The organism is Ramlibacter sp. AN1015, assembly GCF_037726105.1.
Taxonomy (GTDB): Bacteria; Pseudomonadota; Gammaproteobacteria; order Burkholderiales; family Burkholderiaceae_C; genus Ramlibacter.
In genome coordinates this window covers 153,233-172,275 of record NZ_JBBJUM010000006.1, presented here as the reverse complement: position 1 = coordinate 172,275, position 19,043 = coordinate 153,233, and the positions used below count along the sequence as shown (strand labels likewise).

Here is a 19,043-nt window from a genome sequence, read left to right as displayed (position 1 = left end):
GCCTCGCTCTCAAGCGCGCTTGTGCTCGGGCTTGATGGTCCAGAAGTACAAGGTCTTGCCGTCCACCTGGGTGGTGCTCTCCGGCGGCCACGCCTCGCCCATGTCGAAGGCGTGCGAGACGATGCGCGTACCCGGCTTGAGCTGGCGCCACAGCTGCGGGCGCAGCTTCTGGTTGATGTCGGGCAGGAGGTAGAGGGTGACCACCGTCGCCGGCGAGAAGTCCGATTCGAACAGGTTGCCGACGCGGAACTCCACCCGGTCGGAGACGCCGGCCGTCTTGGCGTTCTCGCGCGCCTCGGCGATGCGCTGCGGATCGATGTCGATGCCGACGCCGCGCGCGCCGCGGTTCTTGGCTGCGGTGACCACGATGCGGCCATCGCCGCAGCCGAGGTCGTACAGCACGTCGCCGTCGCGCACCTTGCCCATCTCCAGCATCGCGTCCACCACAGGCTGGGGCGTGGGCACGTAGGGCACGTCCAGGCGCGGGCGGGTCTCGCTGCCTGCGCCGGCCAGTGCCGGGGCCGGCAGCAGCGGCACAACCAGCAGGCCTGCAAGCGCGCGGCGCACCGGGTCGGGCGCGTCTGCTGCAGAGCGTCGAACGGATGGCGGTGTGGGTTTCATGGACGTTTTCCTCGGATGGGCGCTGGGCGACCGGCCAGCGGCGGATTGCCGGGTGCGAGCTGCACCGCGGCCAGGACCAGGACACCGGAGGCGAGCACCGCCACGCCGATCCAGCCGGCCGCCACGCCGCCCACGCGCTGGGCACCGACGTAGGCCACCGAGGACCACAGCATGTAGCCGCAGCTCGCGCAGAAGACTGCCGGAACCAGCGGGTACAGCGGCACGCGGAACGGGCGGCGGGCCAGCGGCTCGCGCCAGCGCAGCACGAACAGCGACAGCCCCGTGAGCAGGAAGAACAGCCAGAACACCGGCGCGGCGAACTCCACCACGGCTTCGAAGCCGGCACCGGCCCAGGCGCCCAGCAGCACCAGCAGCATCGCCGCCGCGTTCTGCATGCGCAGGGCGCCGCGCGGCGTGCCGCCCTCGCCGTCCCAGAACGAGAAGCGCGCCAGAGCGTCCCAGTCGCAGGCGACGGCATAGTTGCAGCGCGCGCCGACGATCATGGTGGCGTTGATGGACGTGAGCGACGCCACGGCCACCAGCAGCGAGATGACCGCCGCGCCGGTGGCGCCGAAGGCCAGGCCCAGCAGGTCGGCCGCCAGCGCCTGCGACTGCGCCATGCCCTCCATGCCGAGCGCGCGCCAGTAGGCCCAGGTCACGGCGAGGTACATGCCGGTGAGCACCAGCACCGAGAGCACCAGCGCGCGGACCATGTCGCGGCGTCCGCCCTTGAGCTCGGCGCTGATGTAGCCCGCCTCGTTCCAGCCGCCGTAGGTCAGCAGGACGAACACCATGGCCAGACCGAACGCGGCGGGGCCCGGCAAGCCGCCGCCGGGCCCCGCAGCCGCGGCCGCCGCCGGGGCCGATGGAGCAGCCGCGGCTGCCGATGCTGCCGGCTCGAGCGCCACCAGCCAGAACGCCGACAGCACGATCAGCATCAGCCCCGCCAGGACGATGGCGGTGAGCCAGCTCTGCGCCCGGGCGCCTGAGCGCAAGCCGCGCTCGTTCAGCATCCACAGCAGGGCAATGCAGGCGAGCGCATACACGGTCGCACCCGGCACGCGGCCCCATGTCAGCGGCAGCACCTGCTGCATGTAGTCGCCGAACACGAAGGCGAGCAGCGCGATCGAGCTGGTGGTGATGACGGAAAAGCGCGCCCAGGCGAACAGGAACGCGAGGCCACGGCCGTAGGCGCGCTTGAGGAAGTGGTACTCCCCGCCGGGGTGGGAATAGGCCGTCGCCAGCTCGGCATAGCACAGGGCCCCGGCGAGCGACACCGCCCCCCCGAAGAGCCAGGCCAGGAACATCCACCCGGCGTGGCCGGTGGCGGACGCCACCACCGACGGAGCCTTGAAGATGCCTGCCCCGACCACCACGCCGACGATCAGGAGCACGGCCTCCCGAAGCCCCAGGATGCGGGCGGGAGGCGGTGGGGCGGGAGGACGCATGCGGCGGGGTTTTCGCGGGGAAGACGCAGCGGAGGATGGTAGGCGGGCGGCCTGTGGGAAAGGGCCGAACTCGGCGTCGGAGTTGTCCTTCGCCGGACGGATTACACGGCGCGGCGGCTGCTGGCCGCGAACTGCGGCGCAGGCGGCGACCGGCCGCGCGGATCCCGCGCGCGAGCGGGGCCATCGGCTGCTGTTCAAATAGAGGGCATGACGACCGAAACCACCCCCGCCGACAGCATGCGGTGGCACGATGGACTCCTGCTGGGCTATGCGCCGATGGACCGCGTGCACGAGGAATTCGTGCAGTGCGTGGCCGCGCTGCAGTCCGGCGCCGACGCCGAGCTGCCAGCCCTGATGGAGGCGCTGGAGCGCCACGCCGTGGCCCACTTCGAGGAAGAAGACCGCTGCATGCGCGATACCGGATTCCCCGCGCGCGACTGCCACATCGACGAACACGCCGCGGTGCTGAAGTCGGTGCGCGAGGTGCGCGCACTGGCCGACCGCGGCGACCTCTCCGAATGCCGGCGCCTGGCCCATGCCCTGGCCGACTGGTTCCCCGGCCACGCCGACTACCTCGACTCGGCGCTGGCGCACTGGATGTGCAAGCGCAGCCACGGCGGCAAGCCGGTGGTGATCCGGCGCAATCTCGAGCTGCGCGCGGACGATGCGCCGGGCACGGGAGCGGGCGCATGAGCGCCGCGCATTCCGCAGGCGCCCTCGAGCCGCCGCCGGCGCAGGCGGTGGCCGCGGACGTCGCCCGCGCCCTGGAAGAAGACGTCGGCAGCGGCGACCTCACGGCGTCGCTGGTGCCGGCCGAGCGCCGCGTGACGGCCACCATCGTCTGCCGCGAAGAAGCCGTGCTGTGCGGCCAGCCCTGGGTCACGGAGGTGCTGCGCCAGGTGGCGCCGGGAGCGCAGGCGCGCTGGCACCTGCAGGACGGCGAACGCACCGCGCCGGGCGCCAAGGTGGTGGAGATCGACGGGCCGGCCCGCGCGCTGCTCACCGCCGAGCGCTGCTGCCTCAATTTCCTGCAGACCCTCAGCGCGGTGGCGACCCGCACCGCTCGCTATGTCGATGCGGTGCGCGGCACGCGCGCGGCCATCCTCGACACCCGCAAAACGATCCCCGGCCTGCGCCAGGCGCAGAAATATGCGGTGCGCTGCGGCGGCGGCAGCAACCACCGGATGGGCCTCTTCGACGCGGTGCTGATCAAGGAAAACCACATCGCCGCGGCGGGGGGGCTCACGGCAGCGTTTCGCGCTGCCCAGGCGCTTGCCGCCACCCGGCCGGTCGCGTTCATCCAGGTGGAGGTCGAGACCCTCACCCAACTGCAGGAAGCCCTGGACGCAGGCGTCACCATGGTGCTGCTGGACAACATGCCGCTCGAGACGCTGCGCGAAGCCGTCCGCATGGCCGGCGGGCGCTGCAGCCTGGAAATTTCCGGCGGCGTCACCCTGGAGCGCCTGCACGAACTGGCCGCGACCGGCGTCGATCGCATCTCGGTGGGTGCGCTCATCAAGGACATCCAGGCGGTGGATTTCTCGATGCGCTTTTCGGAGCGGCCGGTGGAACGCGGGTCTCGCTAGCGCCCCCGCGCCGCCCGATCCACCTCCTCCTGCTGGCGGCGAATGGCGCGTGGCCACTGCGCCTTGATGAAGGACAGCACCGCCACGATCTGCTCGTCGCTCAGCACGCCGGCATAGGCCGGCATGGCGGAGTCGTAGCCTTGCATGCGGGCGGCATGCGCCACGCCGTGCTTCGTGATGTCGAAGAGCACCTGGTCCGGGTGGTGCCAGGTGTGGCCGCTGGTGTCGTGCGGCGGCGCCGGCAGGCGCCCGCCCGGGTCGCGCTCGCGCCAGTTGGGCTGGCCTTCGAGGCGCGCGCCATGGCAGGCGGCGCAGTGCTGCGCGTACAGGGTGCGCCCGCGTTCGACGACGGCCTCATCGTCGTGCCGCAGGCGGACGGTGCCTGCACCGCCCTCCGTGTCGTTCCCGCGGTCGCAGCCGGCCAGCAGCAGCGACACGAACGCCATCGCCAGCGCCCCCGCCGCCGCAGGCCGACCGGGAGAGCGGCGCTCACCCTGCAAAGCCACCCTCGTCGAGGAACTGCTGCTCGGCCGGCGTGGTCTCGCGCCCCAGCAGGGCATTGCGATGCGGGAAGCGCCCGAAGCGGGCGACGATGTCGCGATGGATCTCGGCCCAGCGCAGGCTTTCGGCGTCGAGCGCACGGGCCAGCCGCACGCAGAGCTCCTGGTCCGAGAGCGACTCGGAGTGGGTGAAGGGCAGGTAGAAGAAGTTGCGCAGATCGGGCGGCGTCGCCACATCGAAGCCCTGCTCCAGCGCGTGGCGCGCGAGCTGCAGCGCCTGGGCGTCGGTGGCGAACATGCGCGCCGTGCCGCGAAAGGCGTTGCGCGGGAACTGGTCCAGCAGGATCAGCAGCGCGAGCGTGCCCTCGGCGCTCGCCTCCCAGTGCGCGAGCCGCCCGGCCGCGGCGGCCTCGTGGGCCTCCAGGAAGCGCGCGCGGAACTCGGCGTCGAAGGTCTCGTCCTTGCGAAACCAGCGGGCGGGGCCGGCCTCGCGCCAGAAGGAAACGACCGCGTCGGGGCTGGTGGGGGGCGAGGCGTCGGGCTGCATGCGCGAAGTCTAGGCGCTGCACCCGGTGCATGGGCGAGTGCGCAAGTGCGCAAGTGCGGGGTGCGGTGCGACGTGCGTGCTGTGTGCCACCGCGCCCTTACGCCGAGCGCTCCTGCCGTAGACCTCGGGCGGCAGCTCAGGGCGACCTGCGGCAGACACGGCCACAGAGCGGCCTTCGCTCCTCAGCGCAAAGCCGCCGCCGCCCTGCACGCCTGCAGCTGCGCGCCGGCATCCTCCTCCCAGAACGCCAGCGCGTCGTAGAAGCCCTCCCAGACGCAGCCGCTGCAGCCGCGGCCGCAGCAGGTGGTGGGCTCGGGCGGCGGCTCGCGCAGCCACACGCCGGCACAGGCCAGCGCGGCGCGGGTGGCGGCGATCCGCGCACGCGCCTGCGCCAGCGGGCCCGGCACGAGACTCACTCGACCGCCAGCACCAGTGCGGCGCCCATGTCGCCGGCCGCGCAGCCGGTGAACAGGCCCAGCCCGCCGCCCTGCCGGCGCAGCGTCTGCACCAGCTCGACCACGCCGCGCATGCCTGTGGGCCCTTGCGGGTGGCCGTAGATCAGGCTGCAGCCGAGCGCATTCATCTTCTCCAGCGGAATGTCCAGCTGCTGCCCTAGCCAGAGGTCGTTGACCGCGAACGGGTTGTGCGTGACCACCGCGCCCAGCGCCTGCGCCGTGCAGTCCGCCGCCGCCAGCGCGCGCTGCGCCGCGAGCGCGGGCGCCTTGGGCATGCGCCCCTTCTCGGCACGGGCAAACCCGGCTGCGATCAGGCGCACCACGCCTTCGCCACCCGCCAGAGCGCGCGCCTCGTCGCGCCCGCAGACCACCAGGCCCGCCGCGCCGTCTGCCGGATGCGTCTGGGTGCCCGGCGTGGTGATGCCGTCGGGCAGCGACGGCTTGAGCGCGGCCAGGCCCTCACGGCTGTACGGGCTGATGCCCTCGTCGGCCTCCAGCACCTTCTCGCCCTTGCGCTGGCGCAGCACGATCGGCTGCAGATAGGAGCGCTGCAGGCGCCGGTCGTCGGCGAGGGCGCGCTCGTACTGGCTGTAGCGCAGCAGGGTGAGCTCGTCGCACTGCGCGCGGGTGAAGCCGCCGTCGCGCGCGGTGGCTTCGGCCGTGTGCACCATCGATTCACCCGTCCAGGGGTCGGCGGCGAACGAGTCGAGCACCCAGTGTTCCGTCTGCGGGGCTCCGCCCATGCCCCCCGAGCGGGGGTAGACCAGCAGCGGGCCGTTGCTGATGCGATCGGCCGTGACCACCAGCTGCAGCGCGCCGCCCGAGAGCTGTGCCGCCGCGGCGGCGTGGGCGATACACGCGACGGAGGTGGCGCAGGCCTGCGCCAGGGTCGGTCCCCCGACGCCCGCCAGGCCCATGCGCGCGGCCACCAGCGGCGCGCCGTAGAAGCTGCCGGCCTGCGGCACCGTGGTGCCGTACACGAGCTGGGTGACGCGCGACGTGTCGAAGCGGCGGGCGGCTAGTGCGTCGCGTGTCACCTGCACGGCGAGATCGAGGCTGGAGACATCGGCGGTGGCGCCCTGCCAGCGGATGAACGGCGAGGACCACGACAGCGGAGCGGGGATGAAGGCGTTGTCGAACTGCATGGGTGGGTGAAGGTCCGTGGAGCGCCCCGGAAGGGGGCGGGAAGCGCATCGTAGCCAAGCTCCACGAGGGCGGAACAGCCGTCGGCGATCCCGCGCCGCGGCCCACACCTCATCAGCAGACGCGTACGCAGCCACGCTGCGGCTCCTACGGGCGGTTTCGCGCTGCACCTACGAGCGCGACAAGGCGCAGCGGCCAAAGTTTGTTTCAAAAGTCACAACAAACAAGGGAACTGCCCATGGCCGCAGCCGCAGGTGAATTGCCGGAGAGCGCGCGATCCGTTTCAGCATCGGGACATCATCACGTTGGCGGCCTGCGGTATGCGTTCGTCCTGCTGGCCGCGGCCTGCCTGCTGGCGCTGGTGGCGGTGTGGAACGGCCACCCGTTCATGTATGCGGACACGCCCACCTACCTGCGGGGGGCGGAGATGGGCGCCACGAAGATCGTCGGCCCGAACCGCCTGCCGGCGTGGGTTCCCGCCGACCGCACGGCACCATCGGCCGGCGTAGAGACGCGACAACAACAACAACAACAACCACAACCAACGGCGGCAGCGGACGCGCACGGCGAAGACGCCGGCGTGATCCCGATGGAGGCCGTCGCGCCAGCCGGCTCGATCAGCTCGGTGGAGGACAAGATCGTGCTGGCGGGCCGCTCCGTCTACTACGGCGCCCTGCTCTACCTCAGCTTTCTCGCAGGCAGCCTGTGGCTCACGGTGCTGGTGCACGGCCTGTGCGTCGCCTGGGTGCTGCACCTCGTGATGGTGCGCCTGTGGCGACTGCCGACCACGGCGTTCTTCGCCACGCTCGCCGTGCTGACGGTGGCTTCGCCGCTGGCGGCATTCACGGGGCTGCTGATGCCCGACGTGTTCGCCGGCCTGTCGATCCTGTGCATCGCCGTCCTGGGCGTCTACTGGGACCGGGTCGGCCGCGGCACGCGCTGGGGGCTCGCTGCGCTGCTGCTGTTCTCGCTCGCCGGCCACGGCAGCCACGTAGCCCTGGCGGTCCTGCTGCTGGCAGGTGCCTTCGTGCTGCGCTGGATGGGGCGCTGGCAGGCCGTCTCGCTGCGCGGCTTGGGCGTGGCGGCCGCGTGCGTGGCCGGCGCGCTGGTGGCGGAAGCGGCCTTCAACCTGGCCGTGACCCGCGCCCTCGGCGCTCCGCCGCTGCGCCTGCCGCACCTGACCGGCCGCCTGATCGACATGGGGCCAGGCACCGATTACCTGCGCCGCCACTGCGCCACCACGAAGTTCGCGGCCTGCGCATACGTGTCCAACTACCCGACCGAGTGGACCGCTTTCCTCTTCTCCACCGACCCGGACAAGGGCGCCTTCGCGCTCGCCGACGCAGCGAACAAGCGGCGCATCTCCGAAGAGCAGCTGGACCTCGCCATGGCGGTGCTGTGGCACGACCCGGTCGGCGTGCTGTCGGGCATCGGCGCCGACATCGTGCGGCAGGTGGTCCTGTTCCAGGTGGACATCACCGGCATCGGAACCGACCACCTTCCGATGTACGCCGGACGCGTGCCCGAGTCGGTCTTCGAAGGACTGCAGCGCTCGCGCACGCTGGACACGCACGCCGCGCACGACTTCTTCACCACATTGACCTATGCCAGCGTCGGCGCGAGCCTGCTGCTCGCCGGAGCCCTCGCCTGGCGCCGACGGCAGGCTGGCGGGGGCGCAACCGCCCACGCCGGCCCACCCGGTTTCCACGCCTTCGCATGGGTGGCCGTGGCCGGCGTGCTCGGCAACGCGGTGGTCTGTGCCGCCTTTGCCTCGTCATTTGAGCGATTCCAGTCGCGCGTGATCTGGATCGTTCCGTTCCTCGCGCTCAGCTGGCTTGCGCTCGCGCTCCAGCACCGCAGGACCGCCGCTTGCCAGGGTCTGGTGGCCCAGCCCGCCAGCGCCCCCGTATCACCCCTCGAAGGATCCACTCCATGAGCATCGACGTTCTCTCGTCCTCCAGACCGGCCCTGCCGCCGCGCGCCAGCTGGCGCGACTACCTGCAGATGGCGCGCCTCGACCACATGACCAAGCATGTGTTCATCCTCCCAGGGCTGGTCCTGGCGTGGGTGCTGCGCAACCCGCCGCTGGACGACCTGCTGCCCAGCCTGTTGCTGGGCTTCGCGAGCGCGGTGCTGATCGCCTCGGCCAACTACATCATCAACGAGTGGCTCGACCGCGAGTTCGACGCCTTCCATCCCGACAAGTCCAAGCGGCCTGCCGTCAACGTGTCCATGACGCCGCTGCCGGTGTATGCGTCCTACACCGCCTGCGTCGCCGTGGGCCTGCTGCTCGCGTGGCAGCTCGGCCCGGTGTTCTTCGTCACCAGCGTGCTGTTCTGGCTCTCCGGCGTGGTCTACAACGTCAAGCCCCTGCGCTCCAAGGACAAGGCTTACCTCGACGTGCTGTCCGAGTCGCTGAACAACCCCATCCGCCTGATGCTGGGCTGGGGGATGGTCGAGCACACCACCGTGGCGCCGGCCTCGCTGCTGCTGGCCTACTGGATGGGTGGGGCTTTCCTGATGGGCGCCAAGCGCCTGTCGGAATACCGCGAGATCGCCGCCGGGCCCGGCGTCGAGGTACTGCACCGCTACCGCCGCTCGTTCCAGCACTACACCGAGGAGCGGCTCACCATCTCGTGCTTCACCTACGCCCTGCTCGCAACGCTGCTGATCGGCGTGTTCATGGTCAAGTACCGCATCGAGTTCCTGATCGCCTGCCCGCTGATCATCGCCCTGTTCGCGCAATACCTCGCACTGTCCATGCGCGCCGGCTCTGTGGCCCAGAAGCCCGAGAAGCTGTTTCGCGAGAAGCGCCTGATGGCGCTCACCGGCGCCACGGTCGCCGCCCTGATGGTGGCCGGTCTGGTCGATCTGCCGTTCCTGCAGTCCTTCACCGAGCCGCACTACATCACCGTGCAGCGGGGAGCGCGCTGAACATGCTCGACTGGAGCCGCATCGACCTGGTGGTGTTCGACGTGGACGGCACGCTCTACGACCAGCAGCGGCTGCGCCGCGCGATGCTGGCGCGGCTGCTGCTGGACGCCGCGCGCACGCGCAGCCTGCACACGCTGCGCGTGCTGCGCGCTTTTCGCGAAGTGCGCGAGACCCTCGGCGACGAGGGTGCCGCCGACTTCCTGCAACTGCAGTACGGCCGCACCGCGCAGCAGCTCGGCTGCGAGCCCGAGCAGGTCCGCGCGCTCGCCGCCGAATGGATGGAGCAGCGGCCGCTGCACCTGCTGGCCGCCTGCAGGCTGCCCCATGTGGACAGGCTGTTCGCGGGCCTGCGCTCGGCGGGCAAGCACATCGCGGTGTTCTCCGACTACCCGGCGGCCGCCAAGCTGGAGGCGCTCGGGCTGCAGGCCCATCCGGTGGTCTGCGCCGGCGACGCCGAGTGCACACGGCTCAAGCCCGATCCCGCCGGCCTGCTCGCGATCCTGCGGCGCACCGGCGTGCCGCCAGGCCGCGCCGTCCTGATCGGCGACCGCTTCGACCGCGACGCCGCTGCCGCAGAGCGCGCAGGCGTGCGTGCACTGGTGCGCTCACGCCGACCGCACCCCGAGGTGCCCACCTTCCGCCGCTACGACGACCCGGTGTTCCAGCCGGTGCTGGCCCCCGCCGAGGGGCGGCTCGCCGCATCGCTGCGGTGAGCGTGCTGCTGCGCCAGGCGGGTGGCTACCTGCTCACCGGGGGCCTGGCCGCCGTCGTCGATATCGGCGGCTTCCACCTGCTGGCGCCGCGACTCGGTGGGCTGCTGCTGCCGGCGGTCGCCAGCTTCCTGCTGGCGGCGGTGGTGAACTACCTGCTCACCTCGGCCTTCGTGTTCCGCCGCGACTGGCGCAACCCCCGGCGCGCCGCGCTGTTCCTGCTGTTCGCCACCGTGGGCCTGGCGGTGAACGCAGGCAGCACCTGGGCGCTCGCCACCAGCCTGCCCCTGCCGCCCACGCTGGCCAAGGTCGGCGGCGTAGGCATCGCCTTCGTCGCCAACTTCCTGATGAACGCGCTGATCGTGTTCCGCGGCGCCGAGCCGGCGCCCGCGCCGACCACCCAGCCATGAGCGTGCTGCTCGACCGCCTCGACGGGGTGTTCGGCACCTTCATGCTGGGCGAGACGGTGCTCGCGCTGGTCGTGCTGGCGCTGGCATTCACCGCACCACGTCTGGGCGAGCGAGGCCTCGGCCGCGTCGAAGCGGGCGCCGCCCGTCTGCTCGCCACGCCGGTGCGGCAGATCGCCGCCGTCGGCCTGCTGGCCCTGCTGCTGCGTGCCGCGCTGCTGCCCTGGATCGGTCCCGCGCAGCCCGTGGTCCACGACGAGCAGAGCCTGCTGCTGCAGGCGCAGACCCACCTGCTCGGGCGGCTGGCCCTTCCGACCCACCCGTTCTGGGAGCATTTCGAAACCTTCCACGTCAACCAGGTCCCGGCCTATGCCTCGGTGTATGTCCCGGGGCGCGGCGCGCCGCTCGCACTGGGGCTGCTGCTCGCGGGCGAGGCCTGGGCAGGTATCTGGATCGCCACCGTCGCGATGGCCATGGCCGCCACCTGGATGCTGCAGGCCTGGGTGCCCGCGCCCTACGCCCTGCTCGGCGGGATGCTGGTGGTGCTGCGCTTCGGCCTCTTCAGCTACTGGATCAACGGCTTCTGGGGCGGCAGCTTCACCGCCTTCGGCGCAATGCTGGTGGTCGGCGCCCTGCCGCGGCTGCTGGCGCGCCCGGGCTGGGGATTGGGGGCGGTGCTCGGCACCGGCGCCGCGATCCTGGCGACCAGCCGGCCCTACGAAGGCGCACTGCTGTGCCTGCCGGTCGCCGCGCTGCTGGCATGGCGCTTCCTGCGGCCGGCGCGGCCCGGATGGCGCGGCGGGTTCGCGCGGGCCGCCGTGCCTGCACTCGCCTGCGTGGCCGCGGCGGTGGGCCTGCTGGCTGCGCACAACCTCGCGACCACCGGGCACGCAATGCGCAGTGCCTATGGCGTCAACCGCCTGGCCTATGCCGAGGCACCGGCGTTCCTGACCAGCGCACCCGTCGCGTCCGAGCGCCGCGGCCCTGCGCACATGCGCGCCTTCTACGCCGAGGAGGCACGCCCCCACGCGCGCCGCACCAGTGCGAAGGGGCTCGTGGCCGGCGTGGCCGCCAAGGTCTGGCACACCTGGCGCTTCTATGTCGGGCCGATCTTCACAGTGGCCTTCCTCGCCGGGCTGTGGGCGCTGCGCCGCAACGTCTTCGTGCCGGCCGCGCTGGGCTTCTTCCTGGCCGGATTCGCCCTGGAGACCTGGAACTTCCCGCACTACACCGCGCCGGCCATGCCGCTGCTGCTGATCGTCCTCATGCGCGGCTTCGCGCAGCTGCGCGGCTGGTCCTGGCGCGGCCGGCCCACCGGCCGCTTCCTCACGCGGGCGATGCCGGCCGCGCTCGGGGCGGCACTGCTGCTGCCGGCCAGCGCCGCCATCCTGGGCACGCCGCGCCTCGAGTCGAACCGGACACTGGTGTGCTGCTCGATCGGCACGGGCGCGCTCAGGCAGGTGCTGGACGCGCGTCTTGCCGCGCTGCCGGGCCGGCATCTGGTGATGGTGCGGTCCGGCGCGCACAACCCGGTGCACTACGAACTCGTCTACAACGAAGCCGACATCGACGCCGCGCGCGTGGTGTGGGCACGCGCCCTCGGGCCGGACCGGGACGCTCGGCTGGCCGAACACTTCCCGGGCCACCGCGTGTGGGCCTTCGACTGGCGCCCCGACCTGCCGCAGGCCTACACCCTCGAATTGCTGCGCGAGCCGCAGCCGCGCGGGCCTTCGTCGGCGGATGGCCACGCCCCGACGGTGGTTGCCGGCCGGGGCCCCGCGCCCTAGAGTCGCGCGGCGCCCGGCTTTCGAGGGCGGCAAGGAACAATGCACGCATGGAGTTCGACTACGTCATCGTCGGGGGCGGCGCCGCCGGCTGCGTGCTCGCGGCACGCCTGAGCGAAGACCCCCGGGTGCAGGTCGCACTGCTGGAGAGCGGCGCGCAGGACCGCAGCGCGCTCTTTCGCTGCCCCGCCGGGATTGCCGCCATCGCCCGCACCCGCATCGGCGCGCACGCCTTCGAGACCGTGCCGCAGCCCGGGCTGCTCGGACGGCGGGGATACCAGCCGCGCGGCCACGTGCTGGGCGGCTCCACGTCCATCAACGCGATGTGCTACGGGCGCGGCCAGCACGCCGACTACGACGCCTGGGCCGCGCTGGGCAACGAGGGCTGGTCCTGGGCGGACGTGAAACCCTACTTCCTGCGCTCGGAGCACAACCACCGCATCGCCGACGAATGGCATGGCCGCGACGGGCCGCTGCAGGTGAGCGACCTGCAGGCCCCGAATCCTTTTTCCCTGCGCTTCGTCGAGGCGGCGCAGCAGGCCGGCTTTCGCCGCAACGACGACTTCAATGGCGCGGCGCAGGAAGGCGTCGGGCTCTACCAGGTGCTGCAGCGCGGCGGCGAACGCTGCAGCGCCGCCACCGCCTACCTGCAGCCGCACCGCAGCCGTCCCAACTTGCGCGTGTTCACCCGCACGCGCGCCCTGCAGCTGGTGCTGGAGGCCGGTGCCGCGCGGCAGGTTCTGGCGCGGCGCGGCGGCGAGCCGCTCACCGTGCGGGCGCGGCGCGAAGTCGTGCTGAGCGCCGGCGCCATCGAATCCCCCGCGCTGCTGATGCGCTCGGGCATCGGGCCCGGGCCGCACCTGCAGGCCCTGGGCATCCCGCTCGTGCACGAGCTGCCCGGCGTCGGCGCCAACCTGCACGACCACCCCGACGTGGTGCTGGTCGCCGACGCGCCCGGACAGGCCGAGCTGGTCGGCCTGTCCGCCACAGGCGCCTGGCGGGTCCTGCGCGGCATCGTGCAGTGGCGCCGCGAGCGTACCGGGCTGCTGACCACCAACTTCGCCGAAGCGGGCGGCTTCATCCGCAGCACGCCGGAGCTGGCCCAGCCCGACATCCAGCTGCACTTCGTGGTGGCCAAGTTGCTGGACCACGGCCGCGCGCTGCGCGCGGGCCACGGCTTTTCACTGCATGTCTGCCTGCTGCAGCCGCGCAGCCGCGGCCGCTTGCGGCTGGCCGATGCCGACCACGACAGCGCGCCGCTGATCGATCCGCAGTTCCTGGCCGATCCGCACGACCTGCGCCGGCTGCGCGCGGGCGTGCGCTGCGCCCAGCGCATCCTGGCGCAGCCGGCGCTGGCCGCGTTCGGCACCGAAGCGGCCGGGTCGCGCACGGCGGCGCAGGACGACGCCGCACTGGAGCACTGGATCCGCAGCCACGCGGACACCATCTACCACCCCGTGGGCACCTGCCGCATGGGCAGCGACGCGCAGGCGGTCGTCGATGCGCAGCTGCGCGTGCACGGCGTGGCCGCCCTGCGCGTGGTCGATGCCTCGGTGATGCCGCGCATCGTAAGCGGCAACACCACCGCACCGACGGTCATGATCGCTGAGAAGGCGGCCGACCTGATGACCCGGCGCGCGTAGCAGGCCGGCCACGCCGCCTACCATCGGCGCTCGCGCCCCCCCGTGCGGCGCTTCGCGAGCAGCCGGCGAGCAGACCGCGCGCGCCTTCCCTCCCACTTTTTTCAGACAACGCAGGAGACGCATGGCTGCCCCACCGGAGACCCCGCCCGAGGACGCACTGCGCGCCCGCTTCGACCTGCTGCACCGTGCCAGCCGCGCGCAGCTGGAGGTGCCGCTTGCGGTGCGCGAGCGCCGACTCGAGCGCCTCGCCGCGCTGGTGCGCGAGCACGTCGATGCCCTGGCGCAGGCGATCTCGGACGACTTCGGCCACCGCTCCCGCCACGAGACGCTGCTGCTGGAGGCCCTCCCCACCCTCGAAGCCATCGGTCATGCGCGCAAACGGCTCGCACGCTGGATGCGGCCGCAGCGGCGCCCCGTGAGCACCTGGTCGCGCCCGGCGCAGGCCCGGCTGATCCCGCAGCCGCTGGGGCTGGCCGGCATCATCGTCCCGTGGAACTACCCGCTGCTGCTCGCGTGCTCGCCCCTGTGCGCGGCCCTGGCCGCCGGCAACCGCGCCATGGTGAAGATGTCCGAGTACACGCCGCGTACGGGCGCGCTGTTCGCCGAGCTGGTGCGGCGCCACTTCGACGAGGACGAGTTGTGGGTGGTCAACGGCGGTCCCGAAGTAGGCGCCGCTTTCGCGGCGCTGCCCTTCGACCACCTGCTGTTCACCGGATCCACGTCGGTGGGCCGGCGCGTGATGCGCGCCGCCGCCGACAACCTGACCCCGGTGACGCTGGAACTCGGCGGCAAGTCGCCCGCCATCGTGGCGCCGGGCTATCCGCTGCACAAGGCCGCCGAACGGATCATGGCCGGCAAGCTCTACAACGCGGGCCAGACCTGCGTCGCTCCCGACTACGCGCTGGTGCCGCGCGGGCAGGAGCAGGCCTTCCTCGAGGCGGCGCGCGCGGTGGTGCAGCGCTTGCACCCCGACATCGCCCACACGCCCCACTACTCCAGCATCGTCAACGACCGCCATTTCGAGCGCCTGCAGGAGCTCGTGCAGGATGCCGGCGCGCGCGGCGCCCGCGTGGTTCCGCTGTCGCAGGCGTCGGCCGATCCGGCCGGACGCCGCTTCCCGCCGGTGGCGCTGACCGGGCTGGACGACGCGATGCGGGTGATGCAGGACGAGATCTTCGGCCCCATCCTGCCGGTGCTGCCGTACGACGACATCGCCCACGCCGTAGAACACGTGAACGCGCACCCCAGGCCGCTGGCGCTGTACCTCTTCGACAACGAGCGCGAGCGCATCGAGCAGGTACTGCGCGGCACGGTGGCCGGCGGGGTGTGCGTGAACGACACCCTGGTGCACCTCGGCCAGGAGGAGCTGCCCTTCGGCGGGGTCGGACCCAGCGGCATGGGCCAGTACCACGGCGAGGAGGGCTTTCGCACCTTCTCCAAGATGAAGGGTGTGTTCCTGCAGTCGCGCGTGAACGCCCTGTCGCTGTTCAATCCGCCCTACGGCCGGTTGACCGACCTGCTGGCGCGCCTGCTTCTGCGCTGAGCGCACACCGGCCCGCGGGACACGGGCGCGGCCTCGATCCTGCCGCGCCCGCGCGCTGTCAAGGCTTGGGCGTGCCGACCGTCACCCAGGCCGGGTTGAACTCCTTTACACCCTCGAGCACCATCACCTGATCGACGCCCCCGACGGTCGGTTGCAGGTCGAGCACCAGGGTGCTGGTGACCGGGTCGAAGCGGAGCTTTCCGGTCACGAACAGCTCGGCCGAAGTGGCCGTCGTCTGCACGTGCGGGATCTCGATGCGGTCGCCTTCGGCGGCGTTGAAATCGAGCACCGTGACCGGCACTTCGGGGCTGGTGTGCGCACCCCGACCGGCTGCCACGAAGGTGTCGGCGCCGGGGCCGCCGCGCAGCTCGCCGAAGCTCACGATCAGCCGGTCGCGGCCCTCGCCGCCGTCGAGCATGGCGCCGTGGCGGCCGCCGCCTTCGAGCACGTCGTCACCTCCCAGCCCGTAGATCGTGTCGTACGAGAACGGGCTGCCGACGATGTGGTTGGCGAGCTCGTTGCCGGTGAGCACGAAGGGCCCCGGGGCCTCGGGATGGGCGCTCAGATTCTCGACGTGCTCGGGCAGGGTGAAGCTCACCGTGGTGTGCACGTGGTCGGTGCCCTCGCCGTCGCGCTCGACCACCTGGTCGTCCGCGTCCTCGACGAGGTACTGGTCGTCGCCCGGACCGCCGACCATGCGGTCGCGGTCGCTGCCGCCGTACAGCCAGTCGTTGCCGCCGAGGGCGAACAGCACGTCGTGCCCGCCCTGGCCCCGCAGCACGTCGTCGGCATCGGTGCCGCGCAGCATGTTGGGCTTGTCCGACCCCAGCAGGTCGCCGGTCTCGGCTTCGAGGCGGACGCCGTTGGAGCCCGAAGGCCCACCCGGGCGACCCTTGTCGGCGGGCGCGGCAGCGGTGGACAGGTTCGAGCTGCCAGCGCCACTGCGCGCCAGCGGGTCTTCGCCTCCGCCGCCGCCACCGCAGCCCGCGAGCAGCGCCAGCAGGCACGCCGCCAGTGCGGGGGTGGCCACGCGGGGTCGGCGTGTGATCGATCTACGCATGCTTTTCCTCCTTGGAAGCGCCACCTTAGGCCAGCCGTGGAAACCGATGGGGTAGACCAACAAAGTGTTTCCACGCTCTGCGGGCGCTTGCTGCTGAGCTCGGGTTGACAGCGTCTGCGCGGCACGACAGCGGAGTGCGCAGCGGCACGCGAGGCGGCTCTACACCGGCACCGCCTGCACCACTCCCGAAGGGGTCACGAAGTTGCCACCTCCGAGATGGTGGATGGTGTGCAGCTCGGCGTTGTCCGGGCGCAGCGTCCAGTGGCCGGCCGAGAAGATGCGCGCATCGGCGGCCGCCGCCAGCACCTCGGCGAAGCAGGTGTCGTAGGCGTCCTGCGTGTGCGGCTCGGGCAGCAGGCGGCACTCGAGCCAGGCCGCGCAGCCGTCCTCGAGCAGCGGCACGCCCGAGTTCGGGCCGGGCCGGCTGCGCAGCCCGTGCCGGGCGAACTTGTCGATGCTGCGGCCGGTTTCGCTGCCCACCGCGTGGGTGAGATCGACCAGCCGCGCACCGGGCAGGCAAAGGCCGAAGTGGCCCGAGCGCATGACGAGCTCGCGGGTGTAGGTGTGCTTGTCGATCACGACCGCGATGCGCGGCGGCGTGAACTCGACCGGCATGGACCAGGCGGCGGCCATCACGTTGGCGCGACCGCCGTCGCTGCTGGTGACGAGTACGGTGGGGCCGTGGTTGATGAGGCGGCTGGCGTGCCGCAGCTCGACGGGTGCGAAATGGCTCATGTCGAGTGGCATTCAGTCGGCGATGGCCGGTAGGGTGACGATGAAGGTGGCGCCCTGGCCGGTGCCGGCGCTTTCGGCGCGGACGTCGCCGCCGTGCATCTCGACCAGCCGGCGCACCACGCTCAGGCCGATGCCCAGGCCGCTGTTCGCCTGCCGCTGCGAGCCCTGCACGAACATGCCGAACACGCGCTCCAGGTCTTCGTGCGCCAGCCCGACGCCCTGGTCGCGCACGCGCAGCTCGACGACCGGTGGGCCGCCCAGCGACCGGGTGCGCAGCGATACATGGACGCTGCTGCCGGGAGGCGAATAGCGCAGCGCGTTGGTCAGCAGGTTGGTGGCGACCTGCTGCAGCCGGTCAAAATTGCCCAGCACCCGCGCGGGCTGCAGGTCCATCTCGACCTCGTGGCGCGCGGATGCGCCCGACAGCTGCAGCATGTGGCAAGCCTCGCGCACCACGTCGGCCACATCGACCGGCGCGGGCGTGTCCAGCTGCTTGTGGCCTCCCACCAGCCGCCCGGCCTCCAGCAGGTCGTTGACCAGCCGGGTCAGCGTCTGCGCCTGCCGCTGGATGGCCTGCACCAGGTGCGCGCTTCGGCCGCCTTCGTCGCCGATCCGGTGGCCGAGCACGACCGCTGCATTCAGGATCGCGGCCAGCGGGCTGCGCATCTCATGGCCGAGCACGCCGAGAGACTCGTCCTTGAACCGGTTCGCCTCCTCGGCCTCCTGCCGCGCCGCACGTTCCTTGTCGAGCAGGTCCGCGCGGGCCTGCTCCAGCACGCGCGCCTGGGCGTCCTGCTCGCGCAGACGGGCAGCGGCCTGCACCAGGCCGTGCTGGATGGTGTCGAACTCCTTGATGCCGGTGGCCACGGCCGTCACCTCGCGGTCGATTACCAGGCGCTCGGCGTCGGCCGCCAGACGGCCGGCACCGGCCACCAGCTGCCGTCCCAGGAGGTAGGCCACCAGCGTGCCGAGCGCGGCCAGCACGGCGCCCGCGCCCAGCTGCAGCACCAGCCCCTGCACCAGCGCGCTGCGGTACGGCTCGCGCGGCACCGCCACCAGCAGGGTCCAGCCGTTCTCGGGCATCCGTGCCCAGGCGCCGTAGGCCGGCACGCCTTCGCGCGTCACCACCTGCGCCAGCCCGCTCCCGGCTTCTGCGTCCAATGCACGGGCCCAATCCGGAGACACCGGCGCGCCCAGAAACTCACCCGAGCCGCCGGTGCGCGCGACGATGCGGCTCTCCCGGTCGAGCAGCGTGGCTACCGCGCCTTCGTCGGTCGCGAGCGGCTGCAGGCGCTGCGCGAGCAGCTTCGGGTCGAGGCTGCCCACCAGCAGCCGCGGCGCCCCGGCGATCAGCACCGGCACCACATAGGACGCAATGAGCTCGCCGGAGCTGCGGCTGGGGTAGAGGTCGGACACCAGAGGCTTCATGGCGCTGATGGCCCGGTTCTCGTGCGCGAACACGCGCGGCGTGACCGGCGCCCCAACGCGCAGGCGCGTGTTCCACAGCTGCGCTCCGCGCGGGTCGTTCAGTGCGACGGCCTGCATGCTGCCGTCGATGGCGAGGAGATCGCGTGCGCGGCGGTAGAGCGCGGCCCGTGCGCTCGGCGCGTCGTCGGGCAGGCCCAGGGCGATCGCCTGCAGCTTGCGGGCGCCGGCGGTCAGCTCGCGATCGACCGACTCGGCCACCGTTTGCGCGAGCTGCACCAGCTGCGCCTGCATCAGCGCACGTTGGGCGGTGAGGGAGCGCTGGATCAGCCAGGCTCCCACCAGCGCCGAGGTCAGCAGCACGCTGAGCGTGGTCGCGAGCGCAATCGTGCGTAGCGACACGGGAGGCAGGGAAAGGCGCATTGGGCTCCAGCTTACCGGCGGCCCCGCCGGCGTGGGGCGGCTATCGGCTCGGTTCTCGGCGTGCGACAACGCGCTACAG

Annotated in this window: 18 protein-coding genes; 9 read left to right on the top strand and 9 right to left on the bottom strand. The window is 72.1% G+C overall.

The annotated features are described in order from the left end of the window. Positions 1-9: 9 nt before the first annotated feature. Both WG922_RS11805 and WG922_RS11800 read right to left on the bottom strand, forming a co-directional pair. The gene (locus WG922_RS11805; protein WP_340282821.1) at positions 10-621 is read right to left on the bottom strand and encodes an SAM-dependent methyltransferase; all 612 of its coding nucleotides are present in this window, start codon (positions 619-621) and stop codon (positions 10-12) included. After that, positions 618-2,069, bottom strand: coding sequence for an APC family permease (locus tag WG922_RS11800; RefSeq protein WP_340282819.1), 1,452 nt, complete (start codon positions 2,067-2,069; stop codon positions 618-620). Before WG922_RS11800 ends, WG922_RS11805 begins: the two co-directional genes overlap by 4 nt. A 207-nt stretch (positions 2,070-2,276) precedes the next feature. Between WG922_RS11800 and WG922_RS11795 the strand changes: the two genes are divergently transcribed. Together WG922_RS11795 and nadC are read left to right on the top strand one after the other, a co-directional pair. Continuing rightward, positions 2,277-2,762 (top strand): bacteriohemerythrin, encoded by a 486-nt coding sequence (locus WG922_RS11795; protein WP_340282818.1) that lies wholly within the window; start codon positions 2,277-2,279, stop codon positions 2,760-2,762. Further along, a complete protein-coding gene (nadC, locus tag WG922_RS11790; protein ID WP_340282817.1) occupies positions 2,759-3,655 on the top strand; it encodes a carboxylating nicotinate-nucleotide diphosphorylase in 897 nt (298 codons plus the stop codon). Before WG922_RS11795 ends, nadC begins: the two co-directional genes overlap by 4 nt. On the opposite strand, the gene WG922_RS11785 is transcribed toward nadC, so the two are convergent. The 4 genes from WG922_RS11785 to WG922_RS11770 all read right to left on the bottom strand — a co-directional run bounded on the left by WG922_RS11785 (position 3,652) and on the right by WG922_RS11770 (position 6,302). Beyond that, entirely contained in the window at positions 3,652-4,101 is a 450-nt protein-coding gene (locus WG922_RS11785; RefSeq protein WP_340282815.1) for a c-type cytochrome, read from the bottom strand. The genes nadC and WG922_RS11785 overlap by 4 nt on opposite strands. A gap of 43 nt (positions 4,102-4,144) precedes the next feature. After that, positions 4,145-4,702 carry a DUF924 family protein gene (locus WG922_RS11780; protein ID WP_340282814.1) on the bottom strand — a complete coding sequence of 186 codons (558 nt, stop codon included), beginning with the start codon at positions 4,700-4,702 and terminating at the stop codon, positions 4,145-4,147. Between the two features lie 182 nt (positions 4,703-4,884). Further along, on the bottom strand, positions 4,885-5,118 hold the full coding sequence (locus WG922_RS11775) for an oxidoreductase-like domain-containing protein (protein WP_445322822.1): 234 nt from the start codon (positions 5,116-5,118) through the stop codon (positions 4,885-4,887). Beyond that, positions 5,115-6,302: a thiolase family protein gene (locus WG922_RS11770; RefSeq protein WP_340282812.1), complete on the bottom strand. Its 1,188-nt coding sequence runs from the start codon at positions 6,300-6,302 to the stop codon at positions 5,115-5,117. Before WG922_RS11770 ends, WG922_RS11775 begins: the two co-directional genes overlap by 4 nt. Positions 6,303-6,538: 236 nt before the next feature. Here WG922_RS11770 and WG922_RS11765 point away from each other — a divergent pair, with 236 nt between their 5' ends. The 7 genes from WG922_RS11765 (at position 6,539) to WG922_RS11735 (ending at position 15,321) form a co-directional block, all read left to right on the top strand. Then, entirely contained in the window at positions 6,539-8,236 is a 1,698-nt protein-coding gene (locus WG922_RS11765) for a hypothetical protein (protein WP_340282811.1), read from the top strand. Beyond that, positions 8,233-9,234, top strand: coding sequence for a UbiA family prenyltransferase (locus WG922_RS11760; RefSeq protein WP_340282810.1), 1,002 nt, complete (start codon positions 8,233-8,235; stop codon positions 9,232-9,234). The genes WG922_RS11765 and WG922_RS11760 overlap by 4 nt, the downstream gene beginning before the upstream one ends. A gap of 2 nt (positions 9,235-9,236) precedes the next feature. Next, the gene (locus tag WG922_RS11755; protein ID WP_340282808.1) at positions 9,237-9,947 is read left to right on the top strand and encodes an HAD family hydrolase; all 711 of its coding nucleotides are present in this window, start codon (positions 9,237-9,239) and stop codon (positions 9,945-9,947) included. After that, complete coding sequence (locus tag WG922_RS11750) at positions 9,944-10,354, top strand: GtrA family protein (protein WP_340282807.1); 411 nt, start codon at positions 9,944-9,946, stop codon at positions 10,352-10,354. The genes WG922_RS11755 and WG922_RS11750 overlap by 4 nt, the downstream gene beginning before the upstream one ends. Then, on the top strand, positions 10,351-12,138 hold the full coding sequence (locus WG922_RS11745; RefSeq protein ID WP_340282805.1) for a hypothetical protein: 1,788 nt from the start codon (positions 10,351-10,353) through the stop codon (positions 12,136-12,138). The genes WG922_RS11750 and WG922_RS11745 overlap by 4 nt, the downstream gene beginning before the upstream one ends. Before the next feature lie 47 nt (positions 12,139-12,185). After that, positions 12,186-13,778, top strand: a complete 1,593-nt coding sequence (locus WG922_RS11740) for a GMC family oxidoreductase (RefSeq protein WP_340282804.1) — start codon at positions 12,186-12,188, stop codon at positions 13,776-13,778. Positions 13,779-13,899: 121 nt separating this feature from the next. Further along, positions 13,900-15,321 carry a coniferyl aldehyde dehydrogenase gene (locus tag WG922_RS11735; protein ID WP_340282803.1) on the top strand — a complete coding sequence of 474 codons (1,422 nt, stop codon included), beginning with the start codon at positions 13,900-13,902 and terminating at the stop codon, positions 15,319-15,321. A 58-nt stretch (positions 15,322-15,379) separates the two neighbouring features. Here the strand turns inward: WG922_RS11735 and WG922_RS11730 are convergent, their stop codons facing one another. The 3 genes from WG922_RS11730 to WG922_RS11720 form a co-directional block, all read right to left on the bottom strand. Next, positions 15,380-16,381 carry a calcium-binding protein gene (locus WG922_RS11730; protein ID WP_340282802.1) on the bottom strand — a complete coding sequence of 334 codons (1,002 nt, stop codon included), beginning with the start codon at positions 16,379-16,381 and terminating at the stop codon, positions 15,380-15,382. A 159-nt stretch (positions 16,382-16,540) separates the two neighbouring features. Continuing rightward, entirely contained in the window at positions 16,541-17,116 is a 576-nt protein-coding gene (locus WG922_RS11725) for a flavin reductase family protein (protein ID WP_340282801.1), read from the bottom strand. Positions 17,117-17,128: 12 nt separating this feature from the next. Beyond that, positions 17,129-18,943 carry a sensor histidine kinase gene (locus tag WG922_RS11720; RefSeq protein ID WP_340282800.1) on the bottom strand — a complete coding sequence of 605 codons (1,815 nt, stop codon included), beginning with the start codon at positions 18,941-18,943 and terminating at the stop codon, positions 17,129-17,131. Positions 18,944-19,043: the final 100 nt, after the last annotated feature.

Excerpts from the sequence above, each read along its gene's own strand:
- WG922_RS11745 (WP_340282805.1), top strand. The coding sequence starts at position 10,351 with ATGAGCGTGCTGCTCGACCGCCTCGACGGGGTGTTCGGCACCTTCATG.
- WG922_RS11765 (WP_340282811.1), top strand. The coding sequence starts at position 6,539 with ATGGCCGCAGCCGCAGGTGAATTGCCGGAGAGCGCGCGATCCGTTTCA.
- WG922_RS11760 (WP_340282810.1), top strand. The coding sequence starts at position 8,233 with ATGAGCATCGACGTTCTCTCGTCCTCCAGACCGGCCCTGCCGCCGCGC.
- WG922_RS11770 (WP_340282812.1), bottom strand. The coding sequence starts at position 6,302 with ATGCAGTTCGACAACGCCTTCATCCCCGCTCCGCTGTCGTGGTCCTCG.
- WG922_RS11800 (WP_340282819.1), bottom strand. The coding sequence starts at position 2,069 with ATGCGTCCTCCCGCCCCACCGCCTCCCGCCCGCATCCTGGGGCTTCGG.
- WG922_RS11780 (WP_340282814.1), bottom strand. The coding sequence starts at position 4,702 with ATGCAGCCCGACGCCTCGCCCCCCACCAGCCCCGACGCGGTCGTTTCC.
- WG922_RS11735 (WP_340282803.1), top strand. The coding sequence starts at position 13,900 with ATGGCTGCCCCACCGGAGACCCCGCCCGAGGACGCACTGCGCGCCCGC.
- WG922_RS11785 (WP_340282815.1), bottom strand. The coding sequence starts at position 4,101 with ATGGCGTTCGTGTCGCTGCTGCTGGCCGGCTGCGACCGCGGGAACGAC.
- WG922_RS11805 (WP_340282821.1), bottom strand. The coding sequence starts at position 621 with ATGAAACCCACACCGCCATCCGTTCGACGCTCTGCAGCAGACGCGCCC.
- nadC (WP_340282817.1), top strand. The coding sequence starts at position 2,759 with ATGAGCGCCGCGCATTCCGCAGGCGCCCTCGAGCCGCCGCCGGCGCAG.
- WG922_RS11725 (WP_340282801.1), bottom strand. The coding sequence starts at position 17,116 with ATGAGCCATTTCGCACCCGTCGAGCTGCGGCACGCCAGCCGCCTCATC.
- WG922_RS11730 (WP_340282802.1), bottom strand. The coding sequence starts at position 16,381 with ATGCGTAGATCGATCACACGCCGACCCCGCGTGGCCACCCCCGCACTG.
- WG922_RS11795 (WP_340282818.1), top strand. The coding sequence starts at position 2,277 with ATGACGACCGAAACCACCCCCGCCGACAGCATGCGGTGGCACGATGGA.
- WG922_RS11755 (WP_340282808.1), top strand. The coding sequence starts at position 9,237 with ATGCTCGACTGGAGCCGCATCGACCTGGTGGTGTTCGACGTGGACGGC.
- WG922_RS11740 (WP_340282804.1), top strand. The coding sequence starts at position 12,186 with ATGGAGTTCGACTACGTCATCGTCGGGGGCGGCGCCGCCGGCTGCGTG.